The organism is Segatella bryantii (assembly GCF_022024215.1).
GTDB lineage: Bacteria > Bacteroidota > Bacteroidia > Bacteroidales > Bacteroidaceae > Prevotella > Prevotella bryantii.
In genome coordinates this window covers 415418-434950 of sequence record NZ_CP091798.1, presented here as the reverse complement: position 1 = coordinate 434950, position 19533 = coordinate 415418, and the positions used below count along the sequence as shown (strand labels likewise).

General features: G+C 35.9%; 19 protein-coding genes. 14 read left to right on the top strand and 5 right to left on the bottom strand.

All coding sequences use genetic code 11. The features are described 5' to 3' along the window. Position 1: 1 nt before the first annotated feature. Positions 2-1108, bottom strand: a complete 1107-nt coding sequence (gene recF / locus L6471_RS05845) for a DNA replication/repair protein RecF (RefSeq protein ID WP_237797552.1) — start codon at positions 1106-1108, stop codon at positions 2-4. Between the two features lie 140 nt (positions 1109-1248). Here recF and L6471_RS05840 point away from each other — a divergent pair, with 140 nt between their 5' ends. Genes L6471_RS05840 through L6471_RS05830 form a run of 3 tightly spaced genes read left to right on the top strand, consistent with a single transcriptional unit; the run spans position 1249 to position 2824 of the window. Continuing rightward, positions 1249-1950: a tetratricopeptide repeat protein gene (locus L6471_RS05840; protein WP_237797551.1), complete on the top strand. Its 702-nt coding sequence runs from the start codon at positions 1249-1251 to the stop codon at positions 1948-1950. A 1-nt stretch (position 1951) separates the two neighbouring features. Beyond that, positions 1952-2428 carry a 6,7-dimethyl-8-ribityllumazine synthase gene (gene ribH, locus L6471_RS05835; protein ID WP_006281263.1) on the top strand — a complete coding sequence of 159 codons (477 nt, stop codon included), beginning with the start codon at positions 1952-1954 and terminating at the stop codon, positions 2426-2428. A gap of 15 nt (positions 2429-2443) precedes the next feature. Beyond that, a complete protein-coding gene (locus L6471_RS05830; protein ID WP_027454180.1) occupies positions 2444-2824 on the top strand; it encodes a hypothetical protein in 381 nt (126 codons plus the stop codon). Between the two features lie 17 nt (positions 2825-2841). Here the strand turns inward: L6471_RS05830 and L6471_RS05825 are convergent, their stop codons facing one another. Beyond that, positions 2842-3423 carry a DUF4738 domain-containing protein gene (locus tag L6471_RS05825; protein ID WP_027454181.1) on the bottom strand — a complete coding sequence of 194 codons (582 nt, stop codon included), beginning with the start codon at positions 3421-3423 and terminating at the stop codon, positions 2842-2844. A 100-nt stretch (positions 3424-3523) separates the two neighbouring features. On the opposite strand from L6471_RS05825, the gene L6471_RS05820 reads away from it, so the two are divergent. From L6471_RS05820 to L6471_RS05810, 3 genes are read left to right on the top strand one after another with little or no spacing between them, the layout of a single operon-like run. Continuing rightward, the gene (locus tag L6471_RS05820; RefSeq protein ID WP_006281260.1) at positions 3524-4204 is read left to right on the top strand and encodes a DUF4230 domain-containing protein; all 681 of its coding nucleotides are present in this window, start codon (positions 3524-3526) and stop codon (positions 4202-4204) included. Then, positions 4188-4814 carry a DUF4230 domain-containing protein gene (locus L6471_RS05815; RefSeq protein ID WP_006281259.1) on the top strand — a complete coding sequence of 209 codons (627 nt, stop codon included), beginning with the start codon at positions 4188-4190 and terminating at the stop codon, positions 4812-4814. The genes L6471_RS05820 and L6471_RS05815 overlap by 17 nt, the downstream gene beginning before the upstream one ends. A 6-nt stretch (positions 4815-4820) precedes the next feature. Then, on the top strand, positions 4821-6176 hold the full coding sequence (locus tag L6471_RS05810; RefSeq protein ID WP_094448199.1) for an alanine/glycine:cation symporter family protein: 1356 nt from the start codon (positions 4821-4823) through the stop codon (positions 6174-6176). A 437-nt stretch (positions 6177-6613) separates the two neighbouring features. Here the strand turns inward: L6471_RS05810 and L6471_RS05805 are convergent, their stop codons facing one another. From L6471_RS05805 to L6471_RS05795, 3 genes are all read right to left on the bottom strand, one after another. Continuing rightward, positions 6614-7621: a LacI family DNA-binding transcriptional regulator gene (locus L6471_RS05805; RefSeq protein ID WP_006281257.1), complete on the bottom strand. Its 1008-nt coding sequence runs from the start codon at positions 7619-7621 to the stop codon at positions 6614-6616. 209 nt (positions 7622-7830) lie between these two features. Continuing rightward, positions 7831-8475 carry a response regulator transcription factor gene (locus tag L6471_RS05800; RefSeq protein ID WP_006281256.1) on the bottom strand — a complete coding sequence of 215 codons (645 nt, stop codon included), beginning with the start codon at positions 8473-8475 and terminating at the stop codon, positions 7831-7833. Positions 8476-8554: 79 nt separating this feature from the next. Next, positions 8555-11098, bottom strand: a complete 2544-nt coding sequence (locus L6471_RS05795; RefSeq protein WP_237797550.1) for a DUF5686 and carboxypeptidase-like regulatory domain-containing protein — start codon at positions 11096-11098, stop codon at positions 8555-8557. Positions 11099-11217: 119 nt separating this feature from the next. Here L6471_RS05795 and L6471_RS05790 point away from each other — a divergent pair, with 119 nt between their 5' ends. From L6471_RS05790 to purD, 8 genes are all read left to right on the top strand, one after another. Further along, positions 11218-11730 (top strand): phosphatidylglycerophosphatase A family protein, encoded by a 513-nt coding sequence (locus tag L6471_RS05790; protein WP_237797549.1) that lies wholly within the window; start codon positions 11218-11220, stop codon positions 11728-11730. A gap of 2 nt (positions 11731-11732) precedes the next feature. Continuing rightward, entirely contained in the window at positions 11733-12149 is a 417-nt protein-coding gene (locus L6471_RS05785; protein ID WP_027454185.1) for a GtrA family protein, read from the top strand. Beyond that, the gene (locus L6471_RS05780) at positions 12146-12805 is read left to right on the top strand and encodes a CDP-alcohol phosphatidyltransferase family protein (protein ID WP_094448202.1); all 660 of its coding nucleotides are present in this window, start codon (positions 12146-12148) and stop codon (positions 12803-12805) included. Before L6471_RS05785 ends, L6471_RS05780 begins: the two co-directional genes overlap by 4 nt. 84 nt (positions 12806-12889) lie before the next feature. Further along, positions 12890-13618, top strand: a complete 729-nt coding sequence (locus tag L6471_RS05775; protein ID WP_237797548.1) for a phosphatase PAP2 family protein — start codon at positions 12890-12892, stop codon at positions 13616-13618. A 65-nt stretch (positions 13619-13683) separates the two neighbouring features. Next, on the top strand, positions 13684-14625 hold the full coding sequence (gene epsC / locus L6471_RS05770; protein ID WP_094448203.1) for a serine O-acetyltransferase EpsC: 942 nt from the start codon (positions 13684-13686) through the stop codon (positions 14623-14625). After that, positions 14609-16090 carry a THUMP domain-containing class I SAM-dependent RNA methyltransferase gene (locus L6471_RS05765; RefSeq protein WP_094448204.1) on the top strand — a complete coding sequence of 494 codons (1482 nt, stop codon included), beginning with the start codon at positions 14609-14611 and terminating at the stop codon, positions 16088-16090. Before epsC ends, L6471_RS05765 begins: the two co-directional genes overlap by 17 nt. Further along, positions 16080-18233, top strand: coding sequence for a S9 family peptidase (locus tag L6471_RS05760; RefSeq protein WP_373886419.1), 2154 nt, complete (start codon positions 16080-16082; stop codon positions 18231-18233). Before L6471_RS05765 ends, L6471_RS05760 begins: the two co-directional genes overlap by 11 nt. Before the next feature lie 21 nt (positions 18234-18254). After that, the gene (purD, locus tag L6471_RS05755; RefSeq protein ID WP_094448205.1) at positions 18255-19523 is read left to right on the top strand and encodes a phosphoribosylamine--glycine ligase; all 1269 of its coding nucleotides are present in this window, start codon (positions 18255-18257) and stop codon (positions 19521-19523) included. The last annotated feature ends 10 nt before the right edge of the window (positions 19524-19533 follow it).

The window sequence follows — 19533 nt, the reverse complement described above, 5'->3', positions numbered from 1 at the left end:
ATTATGCGTTTCTTTGAGTAATTTCACCGTTTTCGACAGAGAAAATTTTATAAACATTGTTACTATGTTTCAAAATACGATCTAAATGATCTCTGTTCGTGTCTGTTATAAAAATTTGCCCATAATTATTGCTTGAAACGAGATTAACAATCTGCTCAACCCGATCTGCATCTAATTTATCAAAAATATCATCAAGCAATAGTAAAGGAGTAGTCCCAGAAGCTGTACGTTTCAAAAAATCAAATTGAGCTAATTTCAAAGCCAGTACAAATGTTTTATTCTGCCCCTGACTACCTTCACGCTTCATCTGATAATCACCAATAAGCATTTCCAAATCATCACGATGAACGCCATGAAGAGAATATCCAACAGCACGATCTTTAAAGCGATCACGACTAATAACATCATACAAATCACCTCGCTGACCATGAGAAACATATCGAAGACTCACCGTTTCACGATTGCCCGAGATCTTCCTATAAATCTCTTGAAATACAGGAACCAATTTCTTGACAAAGTCATCACGTTTTTGATAAATCAGAGTACCCTGTTCTGCCATTTCATGCTCCCAAATATCAAGAAGAGAAACATCAGGTTCGTCCTCCATTTTCAGCAAAGCATTACGCTGCTGCAACGCCTTATTGTAATTATTCAACGCATCCATATAAGTATTGTCATATTGTGAGATGACAACATCCATCAACTTGCGGCGCCCCTCACTACCCCCTTCGATCAAAAAAGAATCTGAAGGAGAAATAAAAATAAGAGGAATCAATCCAATATGCTGGGATAAACGCTTGTATTCTTTTTTGTTACGCTTAAAATGCTTTTTGGTACCACGCTTCATACCACAATAAATATTTTCAGAGTCTCCATTGTCCGTAGAATAATTTCCTTCAAGAACAAAGAAGTCCTCATCGTGCGTAATACATTGCGAATCCATAGGATTATATGCACTATGACAAAAAGAAAGATAATATACGGCATCAAGTAAGTTTGTTTTACCTACTCCATTTTGTCCGATAAAACAATTAATTTTAGGAGAAAGAACAAGATCTGCTGTCCTAATATTCTTATAATTGATTACTGAAATATTATTTAAAACCATAATGTGATACTATCTTTAGGTTGCAAAAGTAATGTAAATCAATGGAAAAAGAGAAAAAAGTAAGTGATAAATTTCAATATGTGGGATAAATTCATTAATTTTGCCACGCTAATATATGAATAATAAAAACAACTAAATACATGGCAGACAATATGGAAATGGGTGCTCAGGAGATGAATGAGTCACTCAACAGTTCACAGGCCTTTATCGAGAAAAACAAAAAGGCCATTTTCGTTGCAATTGCAGCTATTATCGTAGTTATCCTTGGTATCTTTGCCTACAATGCTTACATCGTAGGTCCACGTGAGGAAAAAGCAAGTACAGCACTTGGTAAAGGACAAGAATACTTTGGCCAAGAAATGTTTGACAAGGCCCTTAACGGAGATGGTGCAAACTACGCAGGTTTTGCTAAAATAGCTGAAGACTATAGTGGTACAGATGCTGCTAATCTTGCTAATCTATATGCAGGTTTATGCGAAGCCTACCTTGGCAAATGGGCTGAAGCTCAAAAATATCTAGAGAATTACGATGCACAAGATGATCAAATGGTAAGTCCTGCTGCTATCGCTGCTTTAGGTGATGTTTATGCACACAACAACCAATTAGACAAAGCAATTGATAGCTTTAAGAAAGCTGCCAAGATGGCTGATAGTAAAGCTGCTGATGGTGTAAACAATAGCTTATCACCTACATTCCTTTTGAAAGCCGGTGAAATTCTTGAAAGCCAAAACAAACAGGAAGAAGCACTTGAAATCTACCAAGATATCAAAAAGAATTACTTAAATTCTGCACTCGTACAGTCTGCAGAAATTGATAAATATATCGAAAGAGCTACAAAGTAAAATGGCTACAGCACTTCATAATCTATCAGAATACGATATTAACAAAATTCCAGATGCTAGCAACATGTGCTTTGGCATTGTAGTTGCAGAATGGAATCAAGAGATAACAGGCGCCCTCTTACAGGGCGCAGTTTCTACTCTGCAGAAACATGGTGCACTCGAAGAAAACATACATATCAAAACTGTTCCTGGAAGTTTTGAACTCATCTATGGCGCTCACCAAATGGTCTTAAATGGCGGATATGATGCCGTTATTATCCTTGGAAGTGTAATTCGTGGTGAAACACCTCATTTTGATTACATCTGTGAAGGGGTTACTTACGGCATAGCAAGACTTAACGCTACACAGGAAATACCTGTTATCTATGGACTTCTTACCACAAATGACCTTCAACAGGCTAAAGATAGAAGTGGTGGTAAGCTAGGTAACAAAGGTGATGAATGTGCTATTGATGCAATTAAAATGGCAAAATTCTAAAGTTTATATTCCAACATGAAACTATACCAGCTATTACAGGCCTTTGAGTTTAAAGAACTCTTTCCTGAAATTAATAACATGTTCCCTAATGCAAACCTGCATAGAGACGTTTATGAAAAGGCATTTCAGCTTGCTTGTGAGCTCAAACCAATAGCAAGCAAAAAGGTTATTAGATATGAAGTCATGAACGACCCTGACACAAATGAAATGTTTTATGGTTCTGACGACAAGAATTTTGAAGGTCCTTGGGAAGTCGTTATTGGTAAAGAAATAAAAAAAGAAAAAGGAGTAGATCTTAATGACACTGAAATAGCTGCAAACTGTCTACTCAACCTACTCATGATTAGTAGATGTCCTAAGAGTTTCGAACCAGAATATAGAAAACTGATGAAATAAAATATATATCACATATATTATTCTGAAGCCTCATCCTCATCATCGGATGGGGCTTCTGTCATATTATTAGTATCCATTTGAGTATCTTTATTAATGGAAACATTACCCATACGGGATACTTGGACTATTAATGGTACATATTCATCACTATTAGCATCAGGTGAACCTACACTAGCAGCAAACCTTAATACATCGCCTTTTGCTTCAACAAAAATAACACCTAACAAAGCACTTCTCTTAGCCATATCGTCATCAATATATGGCGAGAAGTCGCTCTTAACAAATGAGCGATGAAAAAATTCTGTTCCATCTGAACGCAATACCCTAACCGTTACACGATTATCATAGTACTTAGTATGATCATCAACTCGAACAATACCAAGCTTGGTATCTGCCTGACGTTCATATTGTACAGTATATTCTTGCCCTAACCATTGTACTTTACGTGACTGAGCATAGTTACTCATCTTTTGTGTACGGGCAGGAGCCTTTACCACAGGCTTATGCGTGATAATAATATTTTTTTCTTTCTTCTCATGACAAGAAGAAATGTTTACCACGGCTAAACCAATCATAAAGTAACAGAAAATCTTTTTCATCGCGCAAAAATTTTACGGATACAAAGATAATAAAAAAGACTGTAATAAAAGAATATCACTAAAATTTATTATCTTTGCCAGCAAAACAAAAGATTTTAGGATGAGAATTAGCACCTTATACATACTGCTATTGCTTACAGTACTGGTTTCATGTAATAATCCGCAGAAATCAAAATCTTCTGATACTGTAAAAGATACGATACCCAATATCGTCATGCTTATTCAAAAATGCAGCAGACTTTATACGACTGAAGTTCATGTGCACAAGATTATAACTCATGAAGATGATAAGAAAATAAAAGGCTCTTTTTTAGGACAAGATATAGACATCACACTTCCTGCTAGTGAAAGAAAAATAGCCATTCCCCTAGATGCAACACTAAAGGCATATATAGATTTTAGCCATTTTACAAACAGGAATATTACTAAAAAAGGAACAAAAATTGAGATTATATTACCTGATCCCAAAATCATACTTACTAGTTCAAAAATCAATCATCAAGAAATTAAAAAACAAGTTGCTTTCATGAGAAGTAACTTTACTGATGCTGAATTAAGTCAGTTTGAACAACAAGGAAGAGCACAAATCATCAAACAAATACCTGAACAAGGTATAATCTCGTCTGCACAAGAAAGCGCTGCCAAGATACTTATACCTATGATTCAAAGAATGGGATATCAAGAGAGCGATATCAAAATTACATTCAGGAAACAATTTACTCTTCATGATATCCAAATATTAATAGATAAATCAACTGTAGAAAATGGAGAAGCAAAATAAAAGATTAAAAAACATTCTCAGATATATACCCTTTTCTGCCTGGTTGGCTATACTATCTATTGTCCTCATCGGAGGTCTTGTCTTCTATCTTACTTTGCAGTTCAGGAAAAGTGAAGTACATATCGAAGAAAATAAAAATATCGATATTACGCCTACTCAAATACGCTCTATCGAAAGTATTGGAGAATGGGAATTTCTCACTATTCATGATGAAGAACTCATAGACACCATCAAAAAAGGGTTCTTTACTGACAGTCAACTCACAAAAATATACTATGGAACTTTAAGATTAGGTATTGACTTGCAAGAAGCTCCACATGACTGGATTGTTACGAAGGGAGATTCTATCATCTGTACACTACCAGCTATAAAATTGTTGGATAAAAACTTCATTGACGAAGCAAAGACGAAATCTTTTCTCGAAAAAGGAGATTGGCAAGATCAAGATAGAGAACTGTTATATCAGAAAGCCTATAAGAAAATGTTGAACAGATGCATGACACCTCAAAATATCAAATCAGCTGCCAATAATGCAACACAACAATTTCATCAGCTCCTAAAATCAATGGGATACGAAAAAATTAAGATTAAAATAAAATCTACTAAATAAAAAGGTATGGAACTACTTAATAATTTATTCTCTGAATTAAGTGGACTGTTATGGGGATGGCTTATGATTATCCTATTATTAGGTACTCATATATTCCTTACCATCCGCCTTCGCATTCCACAACGCAAGATTTTCACCGCAATAAAATTATCCTTTAAACATGATAAATCTGCCCATGGAGATGTTTCACAATTCGGAGCTTTAGCAACAGCTCTTGCAGCAACCATCGGAACAGGAAACATCATTGGAGTAGCGACCGCAATAGCCTTAGGAGGTCCGGGGGCGGTCCTATGGTGTTGGCTTACGGGTGTATTTGGCATAGCCACAAAATATTCAGAAGGACTCTTAGCTATAAAATATAGAACCATCACAGAACGTGGCGAAATGTTAGGAGGCCCTATGTATGCTTTAGAAAAAGGACTTGGATGGAAATGGCTGGCCATACTGTTCAGCATTTTTACAGCAATAGCAGCTTTTGGTATCGGAAACACGGTACAAGCCAATGCTATCGCTACTATAGCGACAGAGACTTATAATATATCTCCTGTCATTACAGGAGCTATCGTTTGCACCCTCACTGCCTTTGTGTTATTGGGAGGTGTAAAAAGTATTGCAAAAGTATGCCAAATATTAGTCCCTTTTATGGCTCTTTTCTATGTATTAGGCTGTATATATATTCTATTCGTAAATGTACACTACATCGTTCCGGCAATACAACTGATTGTCATATCAGCTTTTAATCCTCAGGCTGCCGGAGGAGGATTTGTAGGTGCAAGCGTGATGATGGCAGCAAGATTTGGTATCGCCAGAGGTCTTTTTTCTAATGAATCCGGATTAGGTTCTGCACCTATCGTAGCTGCAGCTGCTCAGACCCGAAATCCGGTTCGCCAGGCACTCGTCTCTTCTACCGGAACTTTTTGGGATACTGTTGTAATATGTGCACTAACAGGTATAGTCATTGTAAGTAGTATTATCGCTTATCCTGACATGAACTATAGCGATGGTGCCACTTTAACCAAAATAGCTTTTAGCAAAATACCTTATATAGGCTCTCCTCTACTTAGTTTTGGCCTTCTTACCTTTGCTTTTAGTACAATACTTGGATGGAGCTACTATGGAGAAAGGGCTATGGAATACTTAAAAGGAAGGAAATGGATGCTTGCTTATCGCATATTATACATTACTGCTACATTTTTTGGAAGTATAGCTAATCTCAGTATCGTATGGAATATAGCAGACTGTATGAATGCTCTGATGGCAATACCAAACTTAGTTTCATTACTGTGTCTAAACGGTGTTTTAGTACAAGAAACTAGAAAATATCTATGGAAAGGAAATCTTGATCAAGACATGGAAGAATAAGCACAAAGCCTGATTACAAAAAATTGCAATCAGGCTTTTACTTTACTCACTAATATCAACAAAAAAGTCTCCTTTTTATACATGCAAAGATACAACGAAAAAGAAAAGATAATCAGCCTAAATAAAAAAAATCGCACAAAAACGTAGACAAACGATTGCACGATATTAATGATTAAAACTATTGCCTATGATGGATAAAAATATATACTTGAACTGATTAACATGATGTTTTTACTGCATAAACACTATGTTTTTAAGTCGTAAACATCATACTTTTAAGTCGTAAACACTATACTTAGGTCTAGCACCTACAAAGTGACAAATGCAAAATGAATAACGTATTGACATTCAGATAGATATAAAGCCATGCAAATAAGGAACTCCCAAGACAACTCATGTCTCAACCAAATTCAAATATGCATGATAAACTTGGGTGATTATTTTTTACTAGACTCTCGAATCTTTAAAATCATTGGAACGACTTCTTTATATACATGTGTATCACCCATAATACCCCTCATCAACAGTTCACAAGCTTTTGAACCCTGCTCATGTGCCTGATCCATGATAACAGACAAGCGTGGCGTTACAAAGGCAGCCGTATCACCATCTGTAAATCCAATAATTGCCACATCATTAGGAATACGTAATCCTTTTGCCTTTATAGCATCAAACGCAGCATAAGTGATAATATCATTAAAAGCTAGAATCGCATCAGGATGAGCATTCTCAAGAACCCTAATCGTATTAGCCCGTGCTACCTCAAAGTCTATTTTATCGCAAGCCACCAATTCACGTTCTATAGGAATATTTCGATCTCGCAGTGCTTGTAAATAGCCATGCTTACGACGCTTTACCATATTCAGGTTATTAGGACCACCTATAAAAGCCACTCTCTTGGCACCAGAATCTATCATATGAATTGTTGCATCATATGCTGCTACATCACCATTGCCAATAACATGAGAGAACTGATCATCAAGACAAGTACGAGCAAAGAATACCAAAGGAACACCTACTTCCTTTAACTTAAGAAAAGGAGAAAAGTCAACAGTATCCTGAGCTAAACAAACAATTATCCCCTCTACATGCATATCCAAAAAATTCTCGATAGCTTGCGCCTCACGTTCATGGTCTTCATGACTATTGGCACTTAGTACAGAATACCCTTTACGACGAGCGAAATCTTCTATTCCATCGAGTACTGCAGCAAAATAATGGGTAACTAAATTCGGAACAATAACTCCTATAACCTTAGGTGCCTCTTTACGAAGAGATTGAGCAAATGGATTCGGACGATAATTCATCTCCTTAGCTAAAGCCTTAACCTTAACTTTCATTTCCTCACCTACCTCATGCGAATTACGCAATGCACGAGATACAGTTGCTATACTAACCCCAAGTTTATCTGCCAGGTCTTTCAAGGAAGTCCTGTGTTGTTTCATAATGCTTTAGTTGATAATTTATGCAAAGATACTAATAAAGTCTTAATTCGCAAACGTTTACGTTTATTTTTCTTTATTTCAGGATACAATTTAGATAAAAATCAAGTACTTTTGCACTCGTTAGGAAAATGAGTAATGAATAGTTGATAATAAGTTAGTTAGAAAACAAGAGCTTGAAACTGTCGAGAGATATTTTCAAGCCTTTTTGTTTATATATAGTATTCTGCAGAATCTACCAAACCCGCACGCAATGCATATTTAGTAGCTTCATGTACATTGTTTACATTTAACTTTCGGAAAATATTTTTACGGTGAGTATTGACGGTATGGAAACTTGAAAAACGCTTTTCTGCAATTTCCTTTGTGGTCATACCCAAAGCAATATCTTTGAGGATTTCTATTTCTGTTTTTGTCAGATTTATTTGCTCTTTTTCAGGAGTAACCTCACGTGATACGAGAAGCATTTCTGTCATTCGCTGGCAAATATATCGATGATTACGCATTGCAAACATTATAGCTTCATGTATTTCCGGCAAAGAACTCTCTTTAAGAAGCACACTGAACTGAGAGCTAGAGGCGATAATACGACGGACAAAGTCGATGCTTAAATCTTCACTAAACAAAATCCACTTGGTTTTAGGAAAGCGAGCACCAATAATCTCTAACTCTTCTACATCATTAATATCAAATAATGTATAATCCAATATAACTACAGCATCTTCTTCTTGCTTAAGAGCCTCCAACAATTCACTTTTATCTTCAGTGAACTGTGTTACAGATTCTGGTATATCAGAAATGATATAGCTTAAGCCTGCGCGCGTTATATCTTGTTTATCAGCCAAAAATATTTTCATTTTACCTTAAAATCTTACATTTTGACGCAAATTTAGACAAAATAATTCATATTTCGAAATAAAAACATAATTATTTGTACTAAAATGTCATTTTAAATCCAAATCTTATTCCCCACTTATTTAAATACTTACGTTGTTCTAAATAATTAATACGACGAACCAAAGATACACTTAAAAACTTTAATATATTATGTATACCAAATTCCGCTTCCCAATACGGTTGATTCCCCATAAGATGCGACTTAGAAGGAAAAATATAAAGTCTTTCATCAGAAGAGTTCTGTGCCGGATTATTCTTATCCGTCAAGGTTCCCCAAATGCCTTTTATAGCAAAAAACTCTCTAAACTTTAACGATTTGATTAGCGGTATTCTATTAAGCAATTTTCCATTTAAGTTCCATTTAATCCCCCAAAATACTTGTCTGTCATTCAAAAATTCCCAATCACTTAACAAGGAAAAAGAAGTTTCATTTGCAATAAAACTCAAATTGACGGGTGGCTGTAATAAAAGTGGGAATGGTACTTTATTCCACTGTGCCATTGCCCGAATATTGAAAGATAAATATCCCCAACTCCCCAACCATTGACGTTTATAAAAAGATAACGTGCTGACATTGCTCTTAAACTGCCCACCCAAGAAATGTTTAAATCCCACGGTATGGGATATACCAATTTCAGGAGAATCTAAATTTATGGGTAATCGTTGTTGTTTCGTATTCACATAAGTGACACCTGGATTATACACCACACCCATCGTTGCATCTGATAAGCGTATTTTATGTACTTCTACACTATCTGTAAGTTTATAATAATGAAGTTCACCAGCCGTTTGATTACTCTGAGTCTGAATGGAAGCACTAAAACGAAGTCCCCAATCTGTTTCATATCTAAAAGACAAACGCTGTCGATTATAAAGAAATACTTCTTTCAAGGCAGAAGTACGTGTCATAAATATATTGTCTTTATTATGCCCTAGATTGAGATCTGAAGGAGAAGTGAGGTCTGATGACGTATCAAAAGTTAAACTACGCTGAGGAAACTCAAATACATTTGCTTTTTTCTTGTTAAAAGAATAAGTAACAGCACTACTATAATACCACTGTTTACTATCTACACCATAAGCCGCAAAACCCGACCAAAACCAATGTGGGTTTAGATAAGCTGTCGTACGACCAGATAATCGTAATCGAATTTTATCAACATAATTCATGCTGACTAAAGTATTAACAGGCCCAAAATCAAACTTGCTTTTCCGATTTGCCCCACCCGTTTCAACATAATTTTCTATCAACGCTTTAACACCAAATATGATATACTTCCATCCTTTGCTATTTTGCATTTTATGTATAAAAGTATCCATAGAACTTTCACTTTTGGTCAATGCTACAGCACGATACTTATTCCAAAAAGATTCATCCCGATTAAAAGCCTCAAAATCATATTTTACTTTTACCTTACCACGAAAAAGTTGCTTGGGTATCGTGTCAAAAGAATAATCATTATACCTGGTATTCCTGACTATTAATAAATCTTGCAACACCTTATTCACATGAATTTCTGCATACATATCATCTTTAGAAAGTACCCATTCACCATTACTCAACTGGGAATATTTCTGTTCTATCTTCATATTATCTACCCAATTCACATCACTTTTTTGGGGTATAAACAGAATACATTTCTTTACATGCAATGTAGAATCTTTCAGTACAAAGATTTCACCACGAAAGCCAAAATCCTGCTGATTAGCTGGAATAAACTGTAGGTGATAACATAACTGATGATCTACATACACTGTATCTTCGATATAAAAGTGATAAAAAGAAATTGCCGTCTTACCTATTGGAGAAACAAAGGGAAATTGAAGTAATCGTACGTAATCATTATAGATATCAACATCCGTAAAAACATCTTTAATTACTTCGTTCAAAATATCACCAGTTTCGATAACATTACCAATTCCATTGCTTTGCTGTCCCTGAATGATCTCCTTCTCTGAAAAAGGATTCTTCCTATAAATATGCTGAGAAACCGTTTCGTCAACAGATAAAGGTAATATTTTCTTATCATTGATTGGTGATTTCTCTATCTGATCAAGCATGTATTGTCGTTTTTTTAAAAAATTACCCTGCAATTGTTTTTCAGTGATATTGTTGAATGCCATGGTTATCTTCTGATAGCGATTATACTGAAAATAATCATGATTTTTCAAATCCGTCTTAGCCTTCGCAGCAATAACCTTTTTCATTAATTCTACTGCTGGATTATCTTTGCGTCGATATCGTCCAGACTTACTTTTCACAACAACTTCATTTAGCGAACGGCTCTCTTCTTGCAAGGTCAACTTGCCCAAATCGGTCATTGAGCTAGTAACTCGAATTACTATGCTTTGATATCCTACAGAACTAATTACCAATGTACCACCAACCCGCCTAGGAATAGAAAACAGACCATCCTTATCACTAGATACAGCTAAACGAAGCCCTTTGTAAGAAATACTTGCATAAGGAATAGCACCGCCATCCTTACCAATTATCTTACCTGAAATATTTTGAGCATGAGCCATGATGCTTATAAACAACAACATCATAACAAGCAAAAATGCGTTTTTCTTACAATTCATTTCGTATATCATTACTTGCAAAGTTATGATTTTTTTATCAAACAAATCAGGCATTTTGGTATTTTAAGTTTTTTCTGTTAATTTTGCGTTTCAGAAAGAAGAAAATAACTGAAAAAACAATGAATAACAAAAATAATATTTCTGACAAACGACCACCACTCATTCCTATGTTAATAGGAACTGGATTCGGAAGCGGTTTTTGGCCATGGGGACCAGGAACAGCGGGTAGCATAGTTGCTTTATTAGGTTGGTTTGCACTATCTTCACTCTTCCATAATGATAACAGTGCAATACAACAATACATCATAATAGCCTTTATCCTACTCTTTACTTGCTTGGGAACATGGGCCATAAGGATACTCCAGCCTTACTGGGGTGAAGATCCTTCAAAAGTTGTTATAGACGAAATGGTTGGCATATGGATTCCTTTGTCCATCTTACAACCCGAAGACTATTTAGGAGCAATACTGGCACTCATCAGCTTTAGAATCTTTGATATATTTAAGCCTTTCGGTATTAAAACCTTAGACCATCAAGAAGGAGCTTTTTGGGTTATGGCCGACGATATACTTGCAGGAATATATTCTCTGATAATCATAACAATTTATCTACAAATATTCCGTTTTACATGATAATGGGAAAAATTAAACATGAAATTTGGCTTTTATCCAAAGCTGAAATAAGTGCTAGTATAGCTAGTATTGTAGATTTTGGACTTGCTATTTTTTTTACTTATTGCAACATATTAGAATATACATATGCAAACATAATAGGCATCATTTGTGGTGGAATAACCAACTGTTGTATCAATTCCAAGTATGTCTTCGATATTGCCGAACGAAAGAAAAAAGATATTCTATTTCGATACTTTACCGTTTGGACAGCGAGCTTGATACTGAATGGCTTTGGTACCAATATGCTCACTGGCCTTTTGGGAAATGCCCTTTTTATCCCTATTAAAAGTTGTATCGCTTTCCTTGTTGCTATTTTTTTCAACTATCCTCTTCAACGGAATTTCGTTTTTACAAACAAAAATAAATACAAATCATGAATTATAGAGATTATTTACAAAAACTAATATATGGGGGCATAGATCCTCTTATCCATGGAATGATTCATTTAGGAATAACACCCAATATTATTACCTTCTTAGGTTTCCTTGGTAACATTTTTGCTACAGCACTTTTTATATCTTCTGTTCAATATAAAATCAATTATGCCACTATTGGATGGGGAGGATTTGTCATTTTAGTAGCAGGCTTATTTGACATGATGGATGGAAGACTTGCCAGAACCAGTAATAAGACATCTTCTTTTGGAGCACTCTGGGATTCTACTTTAGATAGATATAGCGAACTTGTAACTTTGTTTGGTATTGTTCTTATTTTTGCCTCAACAACAGCAGAATGGTTTTGGTGCACCATCGTAAGTTTTACTGCAATGGTCGGTTCTGTTATGGTTAGTTATGTTAGGGCGAGAGCTGAAGGTTTAGGTATAGAGTGCAAAGTAGGATTTATGCAACGACCAGAAAGAGTTGTTGTGACGGCTATAACCGCAATAATTTCCGGATGCACCAATAATTTATGGTGGTTAGCTGGTGGAATGATAACGATAGCATTCTTAGCAAATTTGACCGCATTTTGGAGGATTTGGCATTGCTACCACGAATTAAAAAGAAAAGATTCAAATATTTCCTCTTCAAACTAACAACATCAAATGATTTCTCTAGCAATACTTTTTGTCTATTTCACGCTACTCGCCTGGAAAAGAACCAGATGTTTAGCATTTTACATGCTTCCATGGGTTATATTTGGATTATGTTACGATGTCATGCGCTTTTACCCAAATTATAAAGTAAATCCTATTGACATAAAAAACATATATTATACAGAAAAAGAATTATTCGGCATCACAACCTCGCAAGGAATTTTAATTCCTGGAGAATGGTTTAAACTTCATACTTCTTCTTTTTTCGATTTCATGGCTGGTATTTTCTATCTCTGCTGGGTACCGGTGCCACTATTTTTTTCATTCTATTTATTTTACAAGAAAGAATACGATTGGACTCGTCGTTTTACATGGTCTTTTTTAGTGGTAAACCTTGTTGGCTTCATGGGATATTACATTCATCCCACCGCTCCACCATGGTATATCGATCTTTATGGGTTTGAACCTATACTCAATACACCTGGCAATCCGGCCGGACTCATAAGATGGGATAAACTAACTGGAATATATTTTTACAGCAATATGTATGGAAATAATTCTAATGTATTCGCCGCCATACCAAGTCTCCATGCTGCTTACTTATTAGTTACAACCATATATTCCATCATGAGCAAGCGACGATGGTATGCCTCTTTGACATTTGGAATACTGTGCATTGGCATCTGGTGGACGGCCGTTTATACACAGCACCATTACGTTATAGATGTCCTTTTAGGCATCTTTACAACAATAATAGGCATACTCCTTTTTGAAGGAGGTCGGAAAATTATGAGAAATAACATATTTTTATGAAATAAGTTATAACTAAAATCAAGAAATTTATTACCTTTGCACAAATATATTGATACACCATATAAATGAGTTATCCAGATTTAGCAAATCGATTAAATCAAGCTGTTAGCAAATTATCTGCACAGGAATCACTCAAGGGACTTTTTCACCAGCATCGTGATGGTGATCCTCTTCCTTCTGGAGATAAATTAAAGGAAATAATCGACTTATCACGTTCAATCCTCTTTCCAGGATATTTCGGTAGAAGTTCGTTCACCAGTCAGACATTAGAATTTCATATCGGTGTACGAACAGAACGGTTACATAAAATGCTAACCGAACAAATTCTCGCAGGTTTATGTTTCACAGATTGCGATGAAAAAGAAACCCCTGAACAAATTGATACCCGAAAAAAGAAAGCTGCAGAGATATCATTGAAAGTCATAGAACAGTTTCCTGAAATAAGAAGAGTTCTTGCAACAGATATCACAGCAGCATACAATGGGGATCCCGCCGCAAAAAGCAAAGCAGAAATTGTGAGTTGCTATCCTGTTATAAAAGCACTGATAAGCTATCGAATAGCTCATGAATTGAATAAACTCCAAGTACCTCTCATCCCGAGATTAATTACCGAGATAGCTCATTCTGAAACAGGTATAGATATTCACCCTGCTGCAAGTATCGGTGAATATTTCACTATCGACCACGGTACCGGTGTAGTAATTGGTGCCACATGTATCATCGGTAAAAACGTTAAACTGTACCAAGGTGTCACACTAGGTGCAAAGAGTTTTCCACTAGACGACAATGGAAACCCTATAAAAGGAATAGCACGACACCCAATTATAAAAGATAACGTCATCATATATTCAAATGCCACTATTTTAGGCAGAATTACTATCGGTGAAGGTTGTATTGTCGGTGCCAATGTGTGGGTTACAAAGGACATGAGACCCAAAACAAAAAAATACAAACAAGTAAAAATCGATAAATTAGATATAGAATTCAATAATGGAACAGGAATTTGAACTCATCGCCAAAACATTTATGGGTCTTGAACCAGTTTTGGCTCAGGAGCTCACCCAGCTGGGTGCTAACAATGTACAAATAGGCAGACGCATGGTTTCTTTTACAGGAAATAAAGAAATGATGTATCGTGCTAACTTCCAACTGCATACTGCAATTAGAATTTTAAAGCCTATAGCCCACTTCAAGGCAGCATCAGCTGAAGACATGTACGAGGAAGTAAAAAAAATAGACTGGAGTAAATATCTTGATAATAAAAAAACATTCTCTGTAGATTCTGTAGTATACTCTGAGGAATTCAGAAATTCAAGATTTGTTACATATAAAGTAAAAGATGCAATTGTAGACTGGTTCAGAGAAAAAACAGGAACCCGCCCAAATATTAGTATCAGTAATCCTGACATACGCTTAAACATTCACGTTGCAGAAGATAAAGCTACACTCAGTCTGGATTCAAGTGGCGAAAGTCTTCACAGACGTGGTTACAGACAAGAAAGCGTAGAAGCTCCTCTTAATGAAGTTCTGGCTGCCGGCATGATTCTCATGACTGGCTGGAAAGGCGAGACCGATTTTATTGATCCTATGTGTGGTTCTGGTACACTATTGGTAGAAGCTGCACTTATCGCTAGAAATATTTCTCCTGGTATTTTCAGAAAAGAATTTGCTTTCGAAAAATGGGCAGACTATGACGCTGACTTGTTCGACAAGATTTATAATGACGATTCTGCAGAACGAGAGTTCAATAATCACATCTATGGCTATGATATCGATATGAAGGCTGTTAATACAGCTAGATTAAATATTAAAGCTGCAGGTTTATCAAAAGATGTCACCGTAGAACAAGCTGATTTCAAAGATTTCAAACAACCAGCAAACAAGAGTATTATTGTTATGAATCCTCCTTATGGAGAACGTATTTCTACTCCAAATCTGCTTGGTACATATAAAATGATTGGCGAACGCCTAAAACATGCTTTCACCGGTAATGAAGCTTGGATCTTGAGCTACCGTGAAGAGTGCTTTGATCAAATCGGCTTAAAACCATCAATTAAGATACCTGTATATAACGGTAGTTTGGAATGCCAATTCCATAAATATACTATTTTTGATGGTAAACTTCGAGAGTTTAGAAGCGAAGGTGGTATCGTTAAAACAGATCGCGAGAAAAAAGAAATGGCTCAAAAGCACCGTTTCAAACAAAATCGTGAATTCAAAAAAAGACTTGAAGAAGAAGAGGAAAACGAAGAGGGTGATATTCGTTCGTTTACTTTCCATAAGCCTAATTTCGGAAAATATGACAATAAAGACCGCAAAAAAGGTCGAAAAATGAATTTCCGTGACAACGAAGATAGCTTTGACCGTAACTTTAAACACGGTAAAAAGAATTCTAAAAGAAATGACCGTGATTTTAAACGAGGTAATCGTGACTTTAAACGTGGTAAAAACAGATTTGAAGATGAAGATTAATAAGTTTCAGTCTCAGAAAGTGTGTCTCCTTCAAACCGCATTAACTTTTATGTTTATGGCTGTTTCAACGTTATCATATGCTCAAAAGCTTAAGACTTTTACATTGGAAGACTTAAATTTTGGTGGTAATAACTACCATAATATGATTGCCAAAAACAGATGGACAACATGGTGGGGAGATCAGTTAGTAAGACTTGACACTGAAGAATGCTATATAATCAATAAAGCTACCGGAAAGGAAACTAAATTATTCACTCTTTCTGATCTTACAAAGATCAAAGGAGTGGATAATATCCATTCTTTGTATGATGCAACTTTTCCTAATGCCAAAAAGTCTATTGTAAAAATCGGAAACCAACTTATTGACTGGAAGAAGAAGTCATGTACTGTTGATGCTACTCCTAAAGCATATATTAAAAATTACCAGCTTTATGTAAAAGACAAAAATGGAAAGGAGCATCAGCTTTCAACAGACGGAAGCCGCAACATCGTATATGGACAAAGCGTACATAGAGATGAGTTCGGTATTTCAGATGGTCGCTTTTGGAGTCCAAATAAGGAAAAACTTGCTTTCTATCGAATGGACCAGAGTATGGTAACTGATTATCCACTAGTTAACATACCAGAAATAGAATGGTATCCTGAGAAAAATCAAAGCAGAATTGCTACTCCTGCTCCTGAAAAATATCCAATGGCAGGCGAAACTTCTCATGAGGTAACTGTAGGCATATATAATTTAAAAACAAACAAGACAATATACCTCAATGTTGGAAATCCACAAAATAGATATTTTACCAATATCGCTTGGGGACCAGACAACCAAACTGTATATATATTTGAACTTAATCGTGATCAAAATGACTGCAGACTAGTTAGTTACAATTCTGAAACTGGCGAAAAAATTGCAGAACTCTATCGAGAAACTGACACAAAATATGTAGAGCCACAACATCCTATAGTATTCTTGCCTTGGGATCATTCTAAATTTATTTTGCAAAGTCAAAAAGATGGATATAATCATTTTTATCTGTTCAACACACAAGGTAAACTTCTGAAACAGATTACTTCGGGCAACTGGGTAGTCATGGATTTTATAGGCTTCAATGCTAAGCAACATTCTATTATCTATGCAAGCAATGAATTAAGTCCAATCCAAAGAAATATTTTTTCAGTCAACTTGGAAAGTGGAAAACGAACATTAATAGATGATAATGGCGAAGGCTGGCATCATGCAAGTCTTAGTCCTAACGGACAATTTATAACAGATAATTACCAGACACCTACTATTCCTAGAAAAATTGCTATTATCAATATAGATAATAGTAAACGAACACCATATTATACAGCAGAAGATCCATGGAAAGGATATAATGTTCCTGAATATAGCTGTGGTACATTAAAAGCTGCAGATGGTAAGACGGATTTATATTATCGTATGGTAAAGCCTGTTAATTTTGATCCTAATAAAAAATATCCAACTATAATCTATGTATATGGAGGTCCACATGCGCATAATGTAGATGCTAGATGGCACTATAGCAGCAGAGGTTGGGAAACCTACATGGCTCAAAATGGATACTTACTTTTCATTCTCGATAATCGAGGTAGTGAAAATAGAGGAAAAGAATTTGAGCAAGCTACATTCAGACATTTAGGACAAGAAGAAACTAAAGACCAGATGAAAGGTGTAGATTTCTTGAAAAGTTTGTCTTATGTCGACACGACAAGAATTGGTGTGCATGGCTGGAGTTTTGGTGGCTATATGACCATAACAATGATGACACATCATCCTGAAACATTCAAAGTAGGAGTTGCAGGTGGACCTGTTATCGATTGGAAATGGTATGAGGTTATGTATGGAGAACGCTACATGGATACCCCTGAAAATAATCCAGAAGGATATCAACAAACCAGCTTATTAAATCAGGCAAAAAACTTAAAAGGAAAATTACAAATTATCATAGGTTTAAACGATCCAGTAGTTGTTCCACAACATGCATTTAGCTTTCTTAAAGCCTGCATCGGAGCCAACACACAACCGGATTTCTTCGTATATCCTGGTGAACCACACAACATGAGAGGCCATCAGAGTACACACCTGCATGAGCGCATCTCACAATATTTCTTTGACTATCTTAAATAAACCATAAATAGACCAGAAACAATGAAAATTTTACTGTTAGGAGGTGGCGGCAGAGAACATGCCTTAGCATGGAAAATTGCCCAGAGCAAAAAAGTAGAAAAACTATATATTGCTCCAGGCAATGCTGGTACAGGCTCTGTTGGAGAAAATGTTGCAATTGGTGTCAATGAGTTTGACAAACTTAAGGATTTTGCTGTAAAAAACGAAATCGATATCGTTGTTGTCGGACCAGAAGACCCTTTAGTAAAGGGTGTTTACGATGAATTTAAGAATGATCCACGTACAAAAGACATTCCTGTTATCGGTCCATCAAAACAAGGTGCAGTTCTTGAAGGAAGTAAGGACTTCGCTAAAGCGTTCATGGAACGCCATAATATCCCAACAGCAAAGTATCATACTTTTGATGGTACAACCCTTGAAGAAGGATTAAAATTCCTTGAAACTCTTAAAGCACCATACGTATTAAAAGCTGATGGATTGGCTGCAGGAAAAGGTGTCTTGATTTTGCCTACTTTAGAAGAAGCTAAAAAGGAGTTCAAGGATATGCTTGGTGGCATGTTCGGCAACGCATCTGCAAAAGTTGTTATCGAAGAATATCTTAGCGGCATCGAGTGCTCTGTATTTGTACTTACAGATGGTAAACACTATCAGATTCTACCTGAAGCAAAAGACTACAAACGTATCGGAGAACATGATACGGGTTTGAATACTGGAGGAATGGGTAGTGTTACTCCAGTACCTTTCGCTACTAAAGAATGGATGAAGAAAGTAGAAGAACGTATCATCAAACCTACGGTTAATGGCCTTGCGGAAGAAAATATCGATTATAAAGGCTTTATTTTCTTTGGCCTTATAAATGTAGAAGGTGAACCTATGGTCATCGAATACAATTGTAGAATGGGCGATCCTGAGACCGAAAGTGTAATGCTACGATTAAAAAGTGATATCGTTGACCTTTTCGAAGGTGTAGCAAACGGTAATCTGGATAAGTATACTGTTGAATTCGATGAACGTGCTGCTGTCTGTGTCATGCTGGTTAGCGGCGGTTATCCTGAAGAATATGTAAAAGGATATCCTATATCAGGTATAGATCAAGTAGAAGGCAGTATTGTATTCCATTCAGGAACAGCAGTGAAAGATGGCCAAGTCGTTACAAATGGTGGCCGAGTTATTGCTGTTAGTAGCTATGGAAAAGACAAAGAAGAAGCTCTTCAGAAAAGTTTCCAAGAAGCACAAAAGATTGAATTCAAAGATAAGTATTTCCGAAAGGATATTGGACAAGACCTCTGATTTAATAAAT

Coding starts and splice junctions, on each gene's coding strand:
- recF (WP_237797552.1), bottom strand. CDS start 1,108: ATGGTTTTAAATAATATTTCAGTAATCAATTATAAGAATATTAGGACA.
- L6471_RS05840 (WP_237797551.1), top strand. CDS start 1,249: ATGGCAGACAATATGGAAATGGGTGCTCAGGAGATGAATGAGTCACTC.
- ribH (WP_006281263.1), top strand. CDS start 1,952: ATGGCTACAGCACTTCATAATCTATCAGAATACGATATTAACAAAATT.
- L6471_RS05830 (WP_027454180.1), top strand. CDS start 2,444: ATGAAACTATACCAGCTATTACAGGCCTTTGAGTTTAAAGAACTCTTT.
- L6471_RS05825 (WP_027454181.1), bottom strand. CDS start 3,423: ATGAAAAAGATTTTCTGTTACTTTATGATTGGTTTAGCCGTGGTAAAC.
- L6471_RS05820 (WP_006281260.1), top strand. CDS start 3,524: ATGAGAATTAGCACCTTATACATACTGCTATTGCTTACAGTACTGGTT.
- L6471_RS05815 (WP_006281259.1), top strand. CDS start 4,188: ATGGAGAAGCAAAATAAAAGATTAAAAAACATTCTCAGATATATACCC.
- L6471_RS05810 (WP_094448199.1), top strand. CDS start 4,821: ATGGAACTACTTAATAATTTATTCTCTGAATTAAGTGGACTGTTATGG.
- L6471_RS05805 (WP_006281257.1), bottom strand. CDS start 7,621: ATGAAACAACACAGGACTTCCTTGAAAGACCTGGCAGATAAACTTGGG.
- L6471_RS05800 (WP_006281256.1), bottom strand. CDS start 8,475: ATGAAAATATTTTTGGCTGATAAACAAGATATAACGCGCGCAGGCTTA.
- L6471_RS05795 (WP_237797550.1), bottom strand. CDS start 11,098: ATGAATTGTAAGAAAAACGCATTTTTGCTTGTTATGATGTTGTTGTTT.
- L6471_RS05790 (WP_237797549.1), top strand. CDS start 11,218: ATGAATAACAAAAATAATATTTCTGACAAACGACCACCACTCATTCCT.
- L6471_RS05785 (WP_027454185.1), top strand. CDS start 11,733: ATGGGAAAAATTAAACATGAAATTTGGCTTTTATCCAAAGCTGAAATA.
- L6471_RS05780 (WP_094448202.1), top strand. CDS start 12,146: ATGAATTATAGAGATTATTTACAAAAACTAATATATGGGGGCATAGAT.
- L6471_RS05775 (WP_237797548.1), top strand. CDS start 12,890: ATGCTTCCATGGGTTATATTTGGATTATGTTACGATGTCATGCGCTTT.
- epsC (WP_094448203.1), top strand. CDS start 13,684: ATGAGTTATCCAGATTTAGCAAATCGATTAAATCAAGCTGTTAGCAAA.
- L6471_RS05765 (WP_094448204.1), top strand. CDS start 14,609: ATGGAACAGGAATTTGAACTCATCGCCAAAACATTTATGGGTCTTGAA.
- L6471_RS05760 (WP_373886419.1), top strand. CDS start 16,080: ATGAAGATTAATAAGTTTCAGTCTCAGAAAGTGTGTCTCCTTCAAACC.
- purD (WP_094448205.1), top strand. CDS start 18,255: ATGAAAATTTTACTGTTAGGAGGTGGCGGCAGAGAACATGCCTTAGCA.